The 16,548-nt window shown below is 71.0% G+C and carries 15 protein-coding genes; 12 read left to right on the top strand and 3 right to left on the bottom strand.

The features are described from left to right. Window positions 1–33: 33 nt before the first annotated feature. On the top strand, window positions 34–606 hold the full coding sequence (locus tag ACZ7MG_RS10035) for a Uma2 family endonuclease (protein ID WP_471385126.1): 573 nt from the start codon (window positions 34–36) through the stop codon (window positions 604–606). Here the strand turns inward: ACZ7MG_RS10035 and ACZ7MG_RS10030 are convergent. Continuing rightward, on the bottom strand, window positions 596–1,219 hold the full coding sequence (locus ACZ7MG_RS10030) for a rhomboid family intramembrane serine protease (RefSeq protein ID WP_471385128.1): 624 nt from the start codon (window positions 1,217–1,219) through the stop codon (window positions 596–598). The genes ACZ7MG_RS10035 and ACZ7MG_RS10030 overlap by 11 nt on opposite strands. 95 nt (window positions 1,220–1,314) lie before the next feature. On the opposite strand from ACZ7MG_RS10030, the gene ACZ7MG_RS10025 reads away from it, so the two are divergent. The 6 genes from ACZ7MG_RS10025 to ACZ7MG_RS10000 all read left to right on the top strand — a co-directional run bounded on the left by ACZ7MG_RS10025 (window position 1,315) and on the right by ACZ7MG_RS10000 (window position 5,781). Next, entirely contained in the window at window positions 1,315–2,022 is a 708-nt protein-coding gene (locus tag ACZ7MG_RS10025) for a UbiX family flavin prenyltransferase (RefSeq protein ID WP_471385130.1), read from the top strand. Between the two features lie 97 nt (window positions 2,023–2,119). Continuing rightward, window positions 2,120–2,575: an Lrp/AsnC family transcriptional regulator gene (locus ACZ7MG_RS10020; protein ID WP_086758956.1), complete on the top strand. Its 456-nt coding sequence runs from the start codon at window positions 2,120–2,122 to the stop codon at window positions 2,573–2,575. Between the two features lie 59 nt (window positions 2,576–2,634). Further along, on the top strand, window positions 2,635–3,798 hold the full coding sequence (mqnE, locus tag ACZ7MG_RS10015) for an aminofutalosine synthase MqnE (protein ID WP_471385132.1): 1,164 nt from the start codon (window positions 2,635–2,637) through the stop codon (window positions 3,796–3,798). A gap of 270 nt (window positions 3,799–4,068) precedes the next feature. Further along, window positions 4,069–4,593 carry a GNAT family N-acetyltransferase gene (locus tag ACZ7MG_RS10010; protein ID WP_471385134.1) on the top strand — a complete coding sequence of 175 codons (525 nt, stop codon included), beginning with the start codon at window positions 4,069–4,071 and terminating at the stop codon, window positions 4,591–4,593. 123 nt (window positions 4,594–4,716) lie between these two features. Further along, window positions 4,717–5,064 (top strand): DUF4229 domain-containing protein, encoded by a 348-nt coding sequence (locus ACZ7MG_RS10005; protein ID WP_471385136.1) that lies wholly within the window; start codon window positions 4,717–4,719, stop codon window positions 5,062–5,064. Window positions 5,065–5,136: 72 nt separating this feature from the next. Further along, window positions 5,137–5,781 carry a TetR/AcrR family transcriptional regulator gene (locus tag ACZ7MG_RS10000; protein ID WP_471385138.1) on the top strand — a complete coding sequence of 215 codons (645 nt, stop codon included), beginning with the start codon at window positions 5,137–5,139 and terminating at the stop codon, window positions 5,779–5,781. Window positions 5,782–6,014: 233 nt separating this feature from the next. Here ACZ7MG_RS10000 and ACZ7MG_RS09995 read toward each other — a convergent pair whose 3' ends face one another. Then, entirely contained in the window at window positions 6,015–6,746 is a 732-nt protein-coding gene (locus ACZ7MG_RS09995; RefSeq protein ID WP_471385140.1) for an ArsR/SmtB family transcription factor, read from the bottom strand. A gap of 66 nt (window positions 6,747–6,812) precedes the next feature. On the opposite strand from ACZ7MG_RS09995, the gene ACZ7MG_RS09990 reads away from it, so the two are divergent. Next, window positions 6,813–8,219 carry an MFS transporter gene (locus tag ACZ7MG_RS09990; protein WP_471385141.1) on the top strand — a complete coding sequence of 469 codons (1,407 nt, stop codon included), beginning with the start codon at window positions 6,813–6,815 and terminating at the stop codon, window positions 8,217–8,219. A gap of 205 nt (window positions 8,220–8,424) precedes the next feature. Here ACZ7MG_RS09990 and ACZ7MG_RS09985 read toward each other — a convergent pair whose 3' ends face one another. After that, window positions 8,425–9,465 carry a MaoC family dehydratase gene (locus ACZ7MG_RS09985; RefSeq protein ID WP_471385143.1) on the bottom strand — a complete coding sequence of 347 codons (1,041 nt, stop codon included), beginning with the start codon at window positions 9,463–9,465 and terminating at the stop codon, window positions 8,425–8,427. Between the two features lie 273 nt (window positions 9,466–9,738). Here ACZ7MG_RS09985 and ACZ7MG_RS09980 point away from each other — a divergent pair, with 273 nt between their 5' ends. The 4 genes from ACZ7MG_RS09980 to ACZ7MG_RS09965 all read left to right on the top strand — a co-directional run bounded on the left by ACZ7MG_RS09980 (window position 9,739) and on the right by ACZ7MG_RS09965 (window position 16,514). After that, the gene (locus ACZ7MG_RS09980) at window positions 9,739–11,658 is read left to right on the top strand and encodes an AMP-dependent synthetase/ligase (protein WP_471385145.1); all 1,920 of its coding nucleotides are present in this window, start codon (window positions 9,739–9,741) and stop codon (window positions 11,656–11,658) included. 362 nt (window positions 11,659–12,020) lie between these two features. After that, on the top strand, window positions 12,021–14,135 hold the full coding sequence (locus tag ACZ7MG_RS09975) for a flavin monoamine oxidase family protein (RefSeq protein WP_471385146.1): 2,115 nt from the start codon (window positions 12,021–12,023) through the stop codon (window positions 14,133–14,135). Continuing rightward, window positions 14,132–16,012: a thiamine pyrophosphate-binding protein gene (locus ACZ7MG_RS09970; RefSeq protein ID WP_471385148.1), complete on the top strand. Its 1,881-nt coding sequence runs from the start codon at window positions 14,132–14,134 to the stop codon at window positions 16,010–16,012. Before ACZ7MG_RS09975 ends, ACZ7MG_RS09970 begins: the two co-directional genes overlap by 4 nt. Next, window positions 16,005–16,514 carry an inclusion body family protein gene (locus ACZ7MG_RS09965; protein ID WP_471385149.1) on the top strand — a complete coding sequence of 170 codons (510 nt, stop codon included), beginning with the start codon at window positions 16,005–16,007 and terminating at the stop codon, window positions 16,512–16,514. The genes ACZ7MG_RS09970 and ACZ7MG_RS09965 overlap by 8 nt, the downstream gene beginning before the upstream one ends. The last annotated feature ends 34 nt before the right edge of the window (window positions 16,515–16,548 follow it).

Below are 16,548 nucleotides of genomic sequence, written 5' to 3'. Positions count from 1 at the left end.
TACCATCGAGGGCAGGACCCCAGGGAGGCCAGCGTGACCGTCTCGGGCATTGACCGCCTGCACTCGCAGCTCAGCAGGCTGGAGGACATGTTCCCCGGCTATCTGACGGAGATTGTCGAGGGCAGCATCGTGATGAACCCGGTCAGGCCGTTCCACGGGAAGACGATCCTCAGGGTGTCGACGGACCTGGAGGAGCAGCTTCCGCCGGACTGGGGGCTGGTGAGCGATGTGGCGTTCCCGTTCGACGACGCCAATGAGTTCTGCCCTGACATCGCGGTCATCCCGGCGGCGGCGGAGGCGGAGAACCGCAGCTGGTATCCCGCCGATCTGATCGAGTTCGTGGCCGAAGTGGTGTCGCCGGAAAGCGTCCGCCGCGACTATGAGATCAAGCCTCGCTGGTATGCCTCCCGAGGTATCGCCCACTACGTGATTCTGGATCCGCTCAAGGGCCACGCCGTCATGATGTGGAATCCGGGCCCGGACGGCTACCAGGGCCGCGACACCATCCCCTACGGTCCCGACCTGACCATCGACTCTCCGCTCGGCAAGCTCACCATCGCCACCGCCCGGCTCCCCGTGGACCCCAAGGCACGCCCTACGAGCTGAGCGCCCCGCGAGGCTCGCGCCGTCGGAACAGGAACGCCGCCAGCACCCCCGTCACCAGCCCGATCAGATGGCCCTGCCAGCTGATGCCGGTCTCGGTGGGGGCGATGCCCCCGAGGATCGCGCCGCCCCAGACCGCGGCGACCAGCACCCCCACCGCGACCCCGAGCAGCCGCCGCTCGACGAAGCCGGTGACGACGAGGAAGCCGAAGAGGCCGAAGACGACGCCGGACGCACCCGCCGTGTTCGTGTTGTCCGGGGATATCAGCCAGACCCCCAGCCCGTCGGCGACGATGATCAGCGCACAGACGGCGGCGAACCGCCGCAGCCCGCCCAGCGCCGCGAGAAAGCCCAGCACCAGCAGCGGCACGCTGTTCGCCGCGACATGACCGAACCCGAAGTGGATGAACGAGGCCGGCACGACATCGACCAGCTCCGGCACCGAACGCGGCACGATCCCGAACTCGTCCAGCGCGTGCCCCGTCGCGACGTCGATCACTTCGAGCAGCCACAGCAACGCCACCCAGCCCACCATCAGCTTGGCCGCGGCCCGCGCCCGGTCCCCGCGCGACCACTCCCGCTCCGGTCTCAGCGCCCCACGTACTCCACCAGCCATGCCGAACCCCCGTCTCGACCTCATGCGTCCCTCCGGGAAACGGCCGGGCCCCCTTGACCGGTTCCCGCCCCGCGCCGCCGGATAGGCTCGGTGTCGTGAACCCAGTCAAGCCAGGAGAGACGCCGCGTACGCCTTGGATCGTAGGGGTGTCCGGCGCATCCGGCACCCCATACGCCGCGGCGGTGCTCCGCGCGCTCCTCGCCGCCGGTGAGAGCGTCGACCTCGTGGTGTCCCGGGCCTCGCGGCTGACCCTGCTGGACGAGACGGGTATCTCCTTCCGGGACGCCCACTGGCGCGACGACCTGCGCGAATGGCTGACCCGCGGCGCCGACGGCAAGCCCGGTACGTTCGCCGTGGACATGGAGGGCGACCGAGGCGACCGCGTACGGCACTGGAGCGCGGGCGATCTGGCCGCCGGACCGTCCTCGGGCTCGTACCCCGTCAAGGGGATGCTGATCGTCCCCGCGTCGACGGCGTGTGTCGCGGGCGTGGCCCTGGGGCTGAGCAAGGACCTGCTCCAGCGGGCGGCGAGCGTGACCCTCAAGGAGGGACGGCGCCTGGTGGTCGCCGTACGCGAGACGCCGTTGAACGGCCAGACCCTGCGCCATCTGGTCACCCTGGACGAGGCGGGCGCGACCGTACTGCCCGCGTCCCCGGCGTTCTACGCGGGCGCCACGCACATCCAGGACCTGGTGGACTTCGTCGCCGGACGGGCGCTGGACGCGGCGGGCGTCCGGCACACCCTGTACCGGCGCTGGGAGGGCGACGTGGGCGGCGCCCGCGCCTCCCAACGGACCGACTGAGCCCCGTACGTACCCCTCCGGTGCCCCACACACCGGCTCACCCTGCACTTACAACGCAACTCTCAGCGCAACTCTTCAGCGGAAGGCAACCGATCGCATGGACGCGGTGGACAGGCAGCTCATCCAGGCCCTGAGGGAGAACGGCCGGGCCTCCTACGCGGAGCTGGGGCGCCTCGTCGGTCTGTCGGGACCCAGTGTCACCGACCGCATCAACCGGCTGGAGGCGGCCGGTGTCATCACCGGCTATCGCGCCACCGTCAACGCGGCCTCGCTCGGCCTCGGTGTGACCGCGCTCATCGGTATCTCCCTCTCCGACGCCGCCGACCACGAGGACGTGGCGAGCCGGCTGCGGGAGCTGGCGGAGATCGAGGACTGCTGGTTCATCGCGGGCGACGACTCGTACATGCTCAAGGTGCGCGCCCCGGACGTCGACGGCCTGGAGAAGACCATCCGCCGGCTCTCCGGCACCAAGGGCGTCTCCCGGACCCGTACGACGATCATCCTCTCCACGAAGTGGGAGAACCGGGTGGGTGAGCTGCCGGAGGAGGAGTAGGGCGGTAGGCGTACGGTGGGTGCGGTCGTAGAGGCGGTTGATCGGTGAAGGGTGTGGGCATGGACGTCGGGCTCAAGCGCGAGCTGGAGGAGAAGGTCCGCTCCGGTGAGCGGCTGACCCGTGAGGACGGCATCGCGCTGTACGAGTCGGACGACCTGGCCTGGCTGGGCGGTCTGGCGCACGAGGTGCGGACGCGGAAGAACGGCGACGTCGTCCACTTCAACGTCAACCGCCACCTCAACATGACGAACGTGTGCACGGCGTCGTGCGCGTACTGCTCCTTCCAGCGCAAGCCGGGGGAGAAGGACGCGTACACGATGCGGATCGAGGAGGCGGTGAAGCTCGCCAAGGCGATGGAGGGCGAGAACCTCACCGAGCTGCACATCGTCAACGGCCTGCACCCGAACCTCCCTTGGCGCTACTACCCGCGCTCCCTGAAGGAGCTGAAGGCCGCCCTCCCGAACGTCTCGATGAAGGCCTTCACGGCCACGGAGATCCACCACTTCGAGACGATCAGCGGCCTGTCGGCGTCGGAGATCCTGGACGAACTGATCGACGCGGGGCTGGAGTCGCTGACGGGCGGCGGCGCGGAGATCTTCGACTGGGAGGTCCGGCAGCACATCGTCGACCACCGCACCCACTGGGAGGACTGGTCGCGGATCCACCGCCTGGCGCACGAGAAGGGGCTCAAGACCCCCTGCACCATGCTCTACGGCCACATCGAGGAGCCGCGCCACCGGGTCGACCACGTCCTGCGGCTGCGTGAACTCCAGGACGAGACCGGCGGATTCCAGGTCTTCATCCCGCTGCGCTACCAGCACGACTTCGTCGACATGCAGGACGGCAAGGTGCGCAACCGCCTCCAGTCCCGCACCCAGATGGCGACGGGCGCGGAGGCGCTGAAGACCTTCGCGGTGTCCCGTCTCCTGTTCGACAACGTCCCCCACGTCAAGGTCTTCTGGGTCATGCACGGCGTCCAGACCGCCCAACTCGCCCTCCAGCACGGCGCCGACGACATGGACGGCTCGGTCGTCGAATACAAGATCACCCACGACGCGGACAACTACGGCACGCCGAACAAACTCACCCGCGAGGACCTCCTCGACCTCATCCGCGACGCCGGTTTCCGCCCGGTGGAACGGAACACGCGGTACGAGATCATCCGCGAGTACGACGGCCCGGACCCGGCCCGCAGGGAGTCCCCGCAGCCGATGCGGGTCTGATCGGGCCGGTGCGCTGTCGGATGAGGGTGCGTTGTCGGGTGCGGGTGCGTGGGGGCTGGTCGCGCAGTTCCCCGCGCCCCTGAAAAGCACGGGCTGCGCCCGGTGCTTTTCCCTCTGGCGCCGGTCGCCTTTCGGGGCCGCGGGGGCCTGCGTCTTTCAGGGGCGCGGGGAACTGCGCGAGAACCCCACCGGACCCGCGCGTACCCACCCACCCCCGCGCGGGGCGAAACCCTCTTGAGGCGAGCCGCGTGTAATGGCTACCGTCACCTCATGCCCCTTACGTTCCACCTGGACCCACCCCTCACCCCCGCCCTCCACGACGGCATCCTCACCCTCTGGGCGGACGTCTCCAACGCCGGCGGCGCGGTGGGGTTCGTTCCCCCGGTCACGCCGGAGGAGATCCGCCCGGAGCTTCTCAAGCACCTGACGGCGATGGCGGAGGGCAGACACCGGCTGCTCCTCGGCCTGGACGACACCGGCACCCCCGCCGCCACCGCCTTCTTCAGCTTCAACACCCACGGGCTGATGACCCACTGGGTCTGGCTCTACACGGTCATGGTCCACCCCGCCCACCAGGGCAAGGGCTACGGCCGCGCCCTCCTGGCCGCCGCCGAGGACGCGGCCCGCGGCTTCGACGGCATAGACGCCATCCGCCTGGGCTGCCGAGGCGGCCACGGCCTCGAACACTTCTACGCCTCCTGCGGCTACAAGGAGGTCGGCCGCGTCCCCGGCGCGATACGCGTCGCCCCCGGCGACCACCGCGACGACATCACGATGCTCCTGCCCCTGATCTGAGGCCCGTGCTGTTCTGAGGCCCCGCACCCCCGTGCAAGATCGCCCGCCGACCGTGCTTCACTGGACGATGCCCTGCGAATAACGGGGGCACGGTTCGGAACGGATACGGAAGAGTGGATTGAGATGCTCCGCTACACACTGATGCGCCTCGGTATCTTCGTGGGCTGCTTCGTGGTCGTCTGGGCCCTCGTCTACTCCGGCGTCGCCCCGCGCGGCCTCGGCGCCTCCAACGGCATGTGGATGGTCGTCCTCGCCCTCCTGGTCTCCGCGCCGATCAGTTTCGTGGCCCTCCGCAAGGAGCGCGACCGGGCCTCCGCCCGGATCGCCCCCCGCCTCGACCGCTCCATCGACCGCGTCAAGTCCAACCTCGCGGCCAACCGCAGCCAGGAGGACGAGGCCGACGACGAGGCCCGGACGGGGAGCCCGGAGCGGGCCGGGGCCGACGAGGCGGACGCGGCCAAGGCCTCCTAGGACACGGGCCGGCCCCCTGCGCGGCTCGGCGCGGACCTCCGTCCCCGGCGCCGGAACCGTACGCTTGCCCGCATGGGTGCTGTGAAGAGCAAACGGATGCCCCGCGCGGTGCGGGAACAGCAGATGCTGGACGCGGCGGTGCGGACGTTCGGGCAGCGCGGGTACCGGGCCGCGTCGATGGACGAGATCGCCGAACTGGCGGGTGTGTCCAAGCCGTTGGTGTACCTGTACCTGAACTCCAAGGAAGACCTCTTCACGGCCTGCATCCGGCGCGAGGCCAAGGCGCTCACCACCGCCGTACGCGCGGGTGTCGACCCCGAGCTGCCCGCCGACCGTCAACTCTGGGAAGGGCTGCGGGCGTTCTTCACGCACACCGCGCGCAATCCGGACGCGTGGGCGGTGCTGCATCTGCAGGCGCGGACGCACGGGGAGCCGTTCGCCGCCGAAGTGGCCGCGATGCGGGAGGAGATGGTCGCGTTCGTGACGGGGCTGATCCTGGTCGGGGCGCGGCAGGCCCGCCGTGACCCGTCGCTGCCGGAGCGCGAGGTCGCCGGGCTCGCCGAGGCGCTCGTCGGAGCCGCCGAGTCGCTGGCCGCGTGGGCCAATGCGACGCCCGGCCTCACGGCCCGCCAGGCCGCCGCGACCCTGATGAACTTCGCCTGGGCGGGCCTCGGTGACCTCATGGAGGGCCGTCCCTGGACACCGCCGGCCCCCTGATGACTCCGGGCGCGGGCGTCGCCGGGCGCGTGAGAGCTCGGGGGTGCGGGTGCGTTTGCGTCTGCGGGCCCGGTGGTGCTTCTCGCGCAGTTCCCCGCGCCCCTGAAAAGCAGGGGCTGCGCCCCGTGCTTTTCGGCCCGAAAGGGCCGTAGGCCCTTAAGGGGCGCCTCCCTGGCCCTCCGCACCACGGTCGACGTGTCGGGGCCCGGTCCAACCGGTGATGAGGCGCGTGGTCATGGGCCGATGCCCAGGTGGGTGTGCAGTGCGCGGCGGCCGGTATCGGTGAGGCGGATGGCCCGGGTGGGGGTGCGGCGTACCCAGTCGGCGTCCAGGGCGTGGTTCAGCAGGGCCGCGCCGAGGCGTCCGGCCAGGTGGTGCTGCTGTTCGCTCCAGTCGACACAGTAACGGATGAGGGGTCGTCGTCCCGGGGGGATGGCGACTCCCAGGCCGGTGAGGAAGTCCACTCCGGTGTCGGTGAGCCGGTAGTCGGCGTCGGTGCCCGGGGCGGAGAGCCGGTCGTGGCCCGGCTGGGCGGGATCGAACATTCCGTCGTCGCCACGTACCACGTCGCGGTCCAGGAGGGCTTGCATGAGGGCGACGCCCAAGCGTCCGGCGAGATGGTCGTAGCAGGTCCGGGCGGCGCGCATGGCCTGGGCGCGGTTGCCCTCGCGCAGGGAACGCACCGGCGCGCTCGGGGACAGGGCGGCGATGGCTTCGAGGGCGGTGGCGACGTGGGGGCCGGCGAGGCGGTAGTAGCGGTGCCGGCCGTGGCGTTCGACCTGGAGCAGGCGGCCGTCGACGAGTTTGGCCAGGTGCGCGCTCGCGGTAGAGGCGGACACCCCGGCCTCGGCGGCCAGCACACCGGCAGGCAGGGCCCGTCCGTCGGCGAGCGCGGCGAGCACCCGGGCGCGGCCCGGATCCCCCAGCAGTGCGCCGACCGGCGCGAAGTCGATGTCTCCGTCCATGACACCCACGGTAAGCGAGGGATATTTCGCCCGGGAACGAAGTATGACGAACCTACGGTGGCTGGTATGTCCCAGCGTACGGTTCCCTTCCCTGCCCCCTCCGTCCCACCGCTCCGTCGGAGCGTCGTCCTGGTGACGATGTGCGTCGGGCTGTTCCTGGTCCAGCTGGACGTCACGGTGGTCAACGTCGCCCTGCCGACCATCGGCATGGACCTGCGCACCTCGGTGAGCGGACTGCAGTGGGTGGTGGACGGCTACGCGGTGCCGTTCGCGGCCCTGCTCCTGGCCGGCGGCACCCTGGGCGACCGCTACGGGCACCGGCGCATGGTCATCGCCGGGCTGCTGGTCTTCGCCGCCGGGTCGGCCGCGTGCGGTCTGGCGCCGGGCATCGGTGCGCTCGTCGCCGCCAGGGCTGTGCAGGGCGTCGGCGCGGCGGCCCTGCTGCCCGCCACACTGGCCGTGATCACTCACACCTTTCCGCGGGAGCATGAACGGGCGAAGGCGATCGGGATCTGGTCCGCGGTCGCCGGACTCGCCCTTCCCCTGGGTCCGCTGATCGGCGGCCTGCTCATGGGCGGCCCTGGCTGGCGCTGGGTGTTCTGGCTCAACCTGCCCCTCATCGCCGCCGCCCTGGTCCCGGTCCTCATCCATGTCCCGGCCGGCCGGCAACAGGCCGCCGCCCGCCTGGACGTGCCGGGCACGGTGCTCGGCGCCCTGAGCCTGACCGGGTGCACCCTGGTCCTGATCGAGGGCGGGCAGGTCGGCTGGGCCTCCGCCACCACAGTGCTCACCATCGTGGCGACCCTGGCGCTGGCCCTCGCGTTCTGGCGCACCGAACGGCGTCACCGGGCCCCGGCACTCCCGCCGGCCCTCTTCCACGACCGCCGCTTCGTCACCGCGAACGCCGTAGCGGTGGCGATGAACCTGGTCGGCATCGGCACCGTCTTCCTCGCCACCCTGTACCTGCAGGACATCCAGCACAGGCCGCCGCCGGTAGTCGGCGCCGCGCTCCTGCCGATGTTCATCCCCCTGATCGCCCTGGCTCCGCTGGCCGGCCGGATCACCGCCCGCTACGGCCCCCGTCCACCCGCCGCCGCCGGACTGCTCCTGGGCGCCACCGGCATGGCCCTGCTCTTCACGGCGGGCACCGACAGCCCCTACATCCGGCTTCTGCCCACCCTGATCCTGCTCGGCACCTGCCTGGGATTGCTGACCACCCCGCTGGTCGCCACCGCCGTCGCCGCCGTCCCGCATGACCGGGCCGGACTCGCCGGCGGCATCAACAACACCGCCCGCCAGACCGGCGGCGCCATCGGCATCGCCCTCTTCGGCACGCTCACCGGCAGCACCGCCGACCCCAGCGCCTTCGTGACCGGTCTCCACCGGGTCGGCGTGGTCGCCGTCGTGCTGTACCTCCTTGCCGCCACCGCCACCCTCGTCCACCTCCCCGCGCGCCCCACCAAGGTCGACTGACGGGCAGGCACCGGAGCCGACCCGGTCGGCCTCGACACGGCGAAGGTGAGCGTGAACGGCCGCTGCCCGGCATCGGCGGCACCTACGAGTCGCCTCCGAGGAACGGCAACGCGCACTCCACGACCGTTCCGGGAAGTACGCGTCGAGCGCGTGCCCGGGTGCGAGCTGCTGAGCACTGCCGGGTGTCTGTGATGTTCACATGTGCTCAGGCGGGGAGCGGGTACACGTGGCCCTTCACATGCACCCTCGTACTCCCCGTCGCACGGGCACCCGATCCGGCCCCCGGAGACTTCGGTTCGCCGCCCGGCCCGGCGGTCTCGCCGCTCCGCAGTTCGAAGCCGCCCCACGCCTGCCCGTCCGCCGCGTACGTGACCGCGCCCGGCAGCGGTACCGGCGCCCGGAACTCCGCGCGGACGAGGGTCGCCTGGGGTGTGCCGTGCTCGGCCAGGCAGCGGGCCACGGTCCACATGCCGTGCGCGATCGGCCGGGGGAAGCCGAACAGGCGGGCGCCGAGCGGATGCAGATGGATCGGATTGCGGTCCCCGGACACCGCCCCGTACCGCCGCCCGACATCCCCACCCAGCCGCCACTCGGCGACGACGGGCAACGGTGCCGGTTCCTCCCGTACCCCCCTTTTGTCCCGCTGCGCCTGGGCCTCTCGCTCGTTCCCGGCGCCCCCACCCCGCCGGTGCCGGGCGAGATACGTACTTCGCGACTCCCACGCGACCCCACCCCCACCCCGGCCCGCATCCGCGCCCTCGCGCTCGCCCTCCTTTCCATCCCGTACTTCGGTCACCACCGTCGCCTCCGTGCCCCGCCGATGGGGCGCCAACTCGGCGACGTACACGGTGATCTCGTACGTCCCGGTGGCCGGCAGCCGTCGCCGCCGGGTGATCTCGATCGAGGTGTGGACGAGCCCGAGGAGCGGCAGCGGGAAGTCCCGGCCGGACATGAGCCGCATGGCGAGCGGAAAGCCGAGGACGTGCGGATACGTCAGCGGTACGGCGTCCTCCCCGGTGGGGAACCCGCAGACGCGCTCGTACGCGGCGAGCCGGGCGAGGTCGATCCGGACGCCGGGGAGCACGAGCCGGGGGAGGCGGAGGGGAGCCGGCGGCCGGGAGGTCGCGCCGGGGCCGTACCGGGCCGCCGCGCGGGGGAGCCTGCGGCTCTTGCCCGGTGAGCCGAGGGCGCCCCGGGCGAGGAGGGGCGTGAGGGCGGGCGCGTCGGTGAGGGTGAGCGTGCGCATCGTTCCTCTTCCTCTTCGGCTCTTTCTCCGCTTTCTTACTCGGAAGTCAGGTTACCCAAGGTAAGTCGCTGTCAGGCCTCCCGAGGAACCCCGGAGCTGAACGACCCTCAGGTAACTTGGCACGCCTTTGACCTGCGCATGAGCCGTGCGCGAGCGGCCGGCGACACTGCACATCCCCGGCCCCGTTCCATCTCCGGACCATCGCCACACTCACACGAACCTCACACACCAACCCCGTACGATCCGGACACGCCGAACGCCCAGGAGCCGCCCGTGTCCAGCCTCGACCACACCCAACCCGCCCTGGTGGAACCCGAGTTGAAGCGGCTGGACGGCACCGTGCGAGAGGCGTTCGTGCCCGCGCTCGCCTCGCCCGCGGCGTACGGCTCGCTCGCGGACATCCCGTTCGACAACGCGACCCACGCGCCCGACTCGGTCGTCCTCAGCCGTAAGCACGGCGCTCCCGGCGAGGAGGGCGACGGCGACGGCCGGTGGCGGGACGTGACCGCGGCCGAGTTCGCCGCCGAGGTGCTCGCGCTGGCGAAGGGGCTGATCGCCGAGGGTCTGCTGCCGGGCGACCGGATCGCGATCATGGCGCGGACGACGTACGCGTGGACGCTCCTGGACTTCGCGGCCTGGGCGGCGGGTCTGGTGACGGTCCCCGTCTACCCGACCTCCTCCGTCTTCCAGACCCGCTGGATCCTCCAGGACTCGGGCGCGGTGGCGCTCGCCGTGGAGACGGCGGGCCAGGCCGCCACCCTCGGCCCCGAACTCGACCGCATCCCCGACCTACGCCATATGTGGGTCTTCGAGAAGGGGCATCTGGACCGGCTGGCCGAGCGGGGCCGGGACGTGTCGGACCAGGAAGTGGCCGTACGCCGTGGGGTGTTGGGACCCGACACCCTCGCCACCCTGATCTACACCTCGGGCACGACCGGCCGCCCCAAGGGCTGCGCCCTCACCCACGGCAACTTCTGCGCCGAGATCGACAACGCGATCGATCTCCTCTACCCCATCTTCCGCGCGAAGACCGACGAGGAGGCCTCCACCCTCCTCTTCCTCCCGCTCGCCCATGTCTTCGGCCGTATGGTGGCGATCGCCTGTATGCGGGCGCGGATCCGGGTCGGCCACTCGCCGAGCTTCCGCACGGAGGATCTGCTCGCCGACCTCAAGTCCTTCCGTCCGACGTTCCTGCTGCTGATCCCCTACGTCCTGGAGAAGGTCTTCAACACGGCCCGCGCCTCCGCCGAACGCATGGGCCGCGCCGCCTCGTACGACCGCGCCGCCGCCGTCGCCCGCCGCTACGGCGAGGCCCTGGAGGCCGAACAGCACGGCACCGGCCCCGGCCCCTCCACCTTCCTCAAGACGGCCCGCACCTTCTACGACCCGCTGGTCTACCGCCGTATCCGCAAGGCGCTCGGCGGCCGGGTCCGTTACGTCATCTGCGGCGGCAGCCCGCTCGGCCGCCGGCTCGCCGCCTTCTACGCGGGCGCGGGCATCGACGTCTTCGAGGGCTACGGCATGACGGAGACGACCGCGGCCGTGACGGTCACCCCGCCCAACCGGCCCCGCCTCGGGACGGTCGGCCGGCCCCTTCCGGGCACCCGCGTCCGGATCGCCGCCGACGGCGAGATCCTGCTCCACGGCGGCCAGATCTTCCGCGGCTACTGGGATCCCCAGGCGGGCGGGGTCGTCCCGGCGGGGCCCGACGGCTGGTTCGCGACCGGGGACATCGGGCGGCTCGACGACGAGGGCTACCTCACGATCACCGGCCGCAAGAAGGAGATCCTGGTCACCGACAGCGGCAAGAACGTGGCCCCCGCGCCGCTGGAGAACTGGCTGCGCTCCCACCCCCTGATCGCCCACGCCATGGTGATCGGCGACCGCCGCCCCTATGTGACCGCCCTCCTCACCCTGGACCCCGAGGGCATCACCCACTGGACCCTGATGAACGCCAAGCAGGGCACACCCCTCGCCCGGCTCGCCACGGACCCCGACCTCCGGGCCGTCCTCCAACGCGCGATCGACGAGGCCAACCGCCTCGTCTCCCGCCCCGAATCCATCCGCGCCTTCACGATCCTCCCCGGCGGCTTCACGGAGGAGGAGGGCCACCTGACCCCGTCGATGAAGCTCCGCCGGGAGGTCGTGGAGAGATCCTTCACAACGGAGATCGAGGAGCTGTACGGGGCCTAGCGGAACCAGTTCCCCCACACGGCCGCGCCCAGGCCGAGAACGGCCACCGACCCACCGCAGCACAGCAGTACGCGCCGCTTGCAATTTGGCGTGACGCCGCTTCCCGGTGGGTGCCGAAAAGGCCGCGGGGAAAATGGTCCGGAGTCCGTCGTCGCCGTGGTGTCCGCAGGATTTCCATATTCCGTGCGCCGATTCTCTGCCTCGACTCCGTCTCGCTTCTCTTCCGCCCCTGGTGGAACACCGGCCCCCGTACGTAAATGCGAGCAAGCCGAAATTACGTCAAGAGAAGCGATCAATGCTTTTAGGACTTTGCCAGCGGCAGGGTCCACGAAATCGATTCTGCATATCTACGATTTCGAACCATGACCGACACCCCACGGGACAACTCCGCCACCCGTGCGCGCTGGCAGACATGTCTCAGGCTCGCCCGCGAACTCCTGCTCGTCGGACCGGACGGGGAGGACCTCAAGCTCGGCTATCTGCACACCCTGATCGACACGGGCCGCCTCGGCCCCACGCACCACCCGCGCAAGAAGATCCTCGTCATCGGCGCGGGCATCACCGGTCTCGTCGCGGCCCGTCTCCTCAAGGACGCCGGCCACGACGTCACCGTCATCGAGGCCAACGAGAGCCGCGTCGGCGGACGCATCAAGACCTTCCACACCACGAAACACCACCAGCCCTTCGACGACCCGGCCCAGTACGCGGAGGCCGGCGCCATGCGGCTGCCCGACTTCCACCCGCTCGTCCTCGCCCTCGTCGACAAACTCGGCCTCGGCCGCCGCCAGTTCTACAACGTGGACGTGGACCCCACCACCGGCAGCGGCCCCGAGACCCCCGTGCCCCCGGTGACGTACACCTCCTTCACCGGCCAGGCCTGGTCCTACGGCGACGACAGCCACGACTTCCGCGAACCCGACAAGCGCGGCAACTCCTGGATCCGCACCAACCGCGTCCAGGTCCGGCGCTCCGACTACGCCACCACCCCCGAGCGGATCAACGAGGGCTTCCACCTCACCGGCGACGAGGTCCGCGCCCCCGCCGTACGGATGGTCGACGACGCGCTGGAGAGCGTCCGCGACCACTACTCGGACGTGGTCGACGGCAAACGGGTCAACAAGCCGTTCGACGAGTGGGTGGAGGGCTGGGCCCGGGTCATCCGCGACTTCGACGGCTACTCCATGGGCGGCTTCCTGCGCGACCACGCCGGCCTCAGCGACGAGGCGATCGAGGCCGTAGGAACCCTGGAGAACATGTCCTCTCGGCTCCATCTCTCCTTCTTCCACAGCTTCCTGAGCCGCAGCGACATCAACCCCGCCGTCCGCTACTGGGAGATACCCGGCGGCAGCCGGCGCCTGCCGGAAGCCCTCCACCAGGGCCTGCGCGACGAGGTACGGCTCGGCCACCGCATGATCCGCCTCGAATACCACGACCCCGGCCGCGACACCGACCCCGAGGGCACCGGCGCGGTCGGACCCGACGGGTGGGGCGTGGCCGTGCAGACCGTCGCCGAGAACGACCCGGGGGCCCCGCCGCGCCTGTGGACCGCCGACCTGGCGATCGTCACGATCCCGTTCTCCGCGCTGCGCTTCGTCGAGATCGTCCCGTCGATGTCGTACAAGAAGCGCCGCGCCGTCATCGAGACCCACTACGACTCGGCCACCAAGGTGCTGCTGGAGTTCAGCCACCGGTGGTGGGAGTTCACCGAGGACGACTGGCGGGAGGGACTGGAGAACATCTCGCCGGGACTGCACGAGTACTACCGGATGGGTGGCGAGGACGGCACCGGTACGACCCTGTCGGTCGTCAGGGAGGGGATCGGCGCAGCGCCCTCCGGTCTCCTCGGCGTCGCCGTCAAGGACAGCGGGGTCACCGAGGAGATGCGGCGGCTGGACAGCGCCCTGCCGCTGCGCGGCCCCGCCGTGCGCCCCGCCACCCACTGCTTCGGCGGGGGCTCCGCCGCCGACAACCCCAACCGGTTCATGTACTACCCGTCGCACCGGGTCGAGGGCAGCGACGGCGGCGTGGTGCTCGCCTCGTACTCCTGGTCCGACGACGCCGCCCGCTGGGACTCCATGCGCCCCGCCGAGCGGTACGTCTACGCCCTGCGCAACCTCCAGGCCCTGCACGGCCGCCGTATCGAGGTGTTCTTCACCGGCCGGGGCGCCACCAAGAGCTGGGCCCGCGACCCGTACGCCTTCGGTGAGGCCGCCCTCTACACCGCGCACCAGATGACCAGCTTCCACCTGGACGTCTCCCGGCCCGAGGGCCCCGTGCACTTCGCCGGGGAGCACACCTCCCTCAAGCACGCCTGGATCGAGGGCGCCCTGGAGAGCGCCGTGCGCGCCGCGCTCGCCGTCCACCAGGCGGCGCCGGTCACCACGCCGGGCGCGGACCGGGGCCGGCACGGGAGTCCGTACGGGAGTCCGGGTGGGAGTCCGGGTGGGGAGCAGTCCCGGGGGGTGGACGTCTCATGACCGCCCTCACCTACGACGGGTCCGGATGCACGGTCGCCCGCTATCTCGCCCGGCGGCTGGCCGAACTGGGTATCACCCACCTCTTCGGCGTCCCCGGCAACCACCTCGGCCCGTTCCTGACCACCCTGCGGGACGAGGGCGCCGTCGAGTGGGTCGGCACCCCCACCGAGGGCGGCGCGGGCCAGGCCGCCGACGCCTACGCGCGCGTCCACGGCGTCGGCGCGGCGGCGGTGACGTACAGCGTCGGCGCGTTCAATCTGCTCAACGCCTGCGGCGGCGCGTACGTCGAACAGGTCCCGCTCATCGCCGTCAACGCCTCGCCGCCCTACGAGCAGTGGCAGAACTACCGCGCCCTCGGGCTGCTCACCTCCCATATGAGCCCCCGCCCGGAGAGCAACCTCGACGTCTACCGGCAGGTCACCGTGGACGCCCAGGTCATCTCCCACCCCGGCCTCGCGCCCGCGCAGATCGACGCCGCGCTCACCGCGTGCCTGTCCGAGCGCAGGCCGGTCTATCTGGAGGTCATGGAGGACCTGTGGGACGAGGCCTGCGCCGAGCCGGGGGAGCCGATCCGGCGCCGCGAACGGCCGTTCGGCGCGCGCGGCCGGCTCATGCTCGACCACGCCGTGCAGGCGGTCCTCGCCCTGGTCGAGGGGCACCCCGGCCCGGACGGCATGCCCCGGCCGATCGTCTGGGCCGGCGAGGAGCTCGACCGGTTCGGCCTCGGCGGGCAGCTGACCGACCTGGTGGAGGCGACCGGGGTGCCGTTCTGCACCACCGTCGGCGCCAAGGCCGTCGTCGACGAGGACCTGCCGCAGTTCCACGGCGTCTACAACGGCCGGGCCAGCCACCCGGACGTGCACGCGGTCTTCCGGGACTGGGCCACCTGCCGGATCGGCCTCGGCGCCTGGTCCACGTCGAAGAACCTCGGCGGCGAACAGTGCGTCGGCGGCGACTGGGTGATGGCCGCGAACGGCGGCGTCAGCGTCGGCACCTCCTACTTCCCCGACGTCCGGCTCGAACACCTGCTCCCCGCCCTCCAGGACGCGCTGGTCAAGCGCTACGGCTCCGGCGGCCTCACCGCCGACTACTACGCCGAGGCCCACGCCCACCACCGGGCAGGCGGGGCAGGCGGGGCAGGCGGGGACCGCCCCGCCGACCTGGAGCGGCACCGCGCGTCACTCCGCACGCGCGCTTCACGCTCACGGCACGGCGAACGCCTCACCTACGACGGCGTGTTCGACCGGATCAACCACTTCCTGGCCGAGGAGACCCGGCGCGAGGACTGGACGGTCGTCTCCGACGCCGCGTTCTCCCTCATCGGCTCGATGAACCTGTCGCTGCCCGCGGGCGGCTTCCTGTCGCAGGTCAGCTGGCTGTCCATCGGCTGGTCGGTGGGCGCGGCGACCGGCGCCGCGCTCGCCCCCGGACGCGGGCACACCCGCCCGATGGTGTTCGTCGGCGACGGCGCCTTCCAGGAGACCTGCCAGGAGATCTCCACCCACACCAGGCTCGGCCTGCGCTCGGTCGTCTTCGTCATGGACAACGGCCACTTCTACGGCATCGAACAGATGCTGGTGCACCCGTCCTACTACGCCGATGCCCCCGACTCCCGGGACCCGGACTTCTACAACGTCCTCCACCCCTGGCACCACGACCGCCTCGCGGCCGTGTTCGCCACCGACGAGACCCCGGCGAACGGGCTCGTCATCACCCGCACCTCCGACCTGGACGACCTGCTGTCCCGCCTCACCGACCCGACCGACCCGGTCAACGCCGGACCGCTGCTGGTCCGCGTCCGTCTGCACCGCCACGACTACCCACGGGCGATGGCCTACAAGGTGAATCAGAAAGGAAAAGGAGAAGGAAATGGCTGATCTCAATGTGCTGATCGCGTTCGACGCGGCCACGATCGTCGAACGGAACCCCAACGCGTCGAGGAATCCGGAAGCGCCGACCTACGCCGACGAGAGCCTCATCTACATGACGACGCGCCACGACCACATCGTCGGCACGTCGGGCGCGGAACTGAATCTCCGCGCCGAACCCGGGGACACCATCCGCTGGCGGGAGACGACGCTGTCACTCGGCAGCGACTACAAGGCGTTACTTTACAAGTACGTGAGCAACGACCCCGGCCACCAGCTCATCAGGACACCGGAGATCGAGGTCATCGACGGCGTCTACCCGATGCCGAAGGAAGGCTCCGAAGGGCGACCGGAATTCGTGACCCAGACCTACGAGGACCACTACTGGCGCACGACCGTCAAAAGGCCCGGAAAGGTCGTCTACCACTTCTCCTTCCAGATCCTCGACCGCCACCGCCAGTTGAAGGGCTACTTCCAGTGGGACCCTTTCATCACCATCGAGAACCCCTGAGGGCATCTCGGCGGCGGGCGGGTGACGAGGTGCT

This window comes from Streptomyces sp. NPDC107538 (genome assembly GCF_055657445.1).
This window is presented reverse-complemented; position numbering and strand designations above follow the sequence as displayed.

Coding starts and splice junctions, on each gene's coding strand:
- ACZ7MG_RS09990 (WP_471385141.1), top strand. CDS start 6,813: ATGTCCCAGCGTACGGTTCCCTTCCCTGCCCCCTCCGTCCCACCGCTC.
- ACZ7MG_RS10005 (WP_471385136.1), top strand. CDS start 4,717: ATGCTCCGCTACACACTGATGCGCCTCGGTATCTTCGTGGGCTGCTTC.
- ACZ7MG_RS09970 (WP_471385148.1), top strand. CDS start 14,132: ATGACCGCCCTCACCTACGACGGGTCCGGATGCACGGTCGCCCGCTAT.
- ACZ7MG_RS09975 (WP_471385146.1), top strand. CDS start 12,021: ATGACCGACACCCCACGGGACAACTCCGCCACCCGTGCGCGCTGGCAG.
- ACZ7MG_RS09965 (WP_471385149.1), top strand. CDS start 16,005: ATGGCTGATCTCAATGTGCTGATCGCGTTCGACGCGGCCACGATCGTC.
- ACZ7MG_RS09995 (WP_471385140.1), bottom strand. CDS start 6,746: ATGGACGGAGACATCGACTTCGCGCCGGTCGGCGCACTGCTGGGGGAT.
- ACZ7MG_RS10000 (WP_471385138.1), top strand. CDS start 5,137: ATGGGTGCTGTGAAGAGCAAACGGATGCCCCGCGCGGTGCGGGAACAG.
- ACZ7MG_RS10010 (WP_471385134.1), top strand. CDS start 4,069: ATGCCCCTTACGTTCCACCTGGACCCACCCCTCACCCCCGCCCTCCAC.
- ACZ7MG_RS10030 (WP_471385128.1), bottom strand. CDS start 1,219: ATGGCTGGTGGAGTACGTGGGGCGCTGAGACCGGAGCGGGAGTGGTCG.
- ACZ7MG_RS10020 (WP_086758956.1), top strand. CDS start 2,120: ATGGACGCGGTGGACAGGCAGCTCATCCAGGCCCTGAGGGAGAACGGC.
- mqnE (WP_471385132.1), top strand. CDS start 2,635: ATGGACGTCGGGCTCAAGCGCGAGCTGGAGGAGAAGGTCCGCTCCGGT.
- ACZ7MG_RS09985 (WP_471385143.1), bottom strand. CDS start 9,465: ATGCGCACGCTCACCCTCACCGACGCGCCCGCCCTCACGCCCCTCCTC.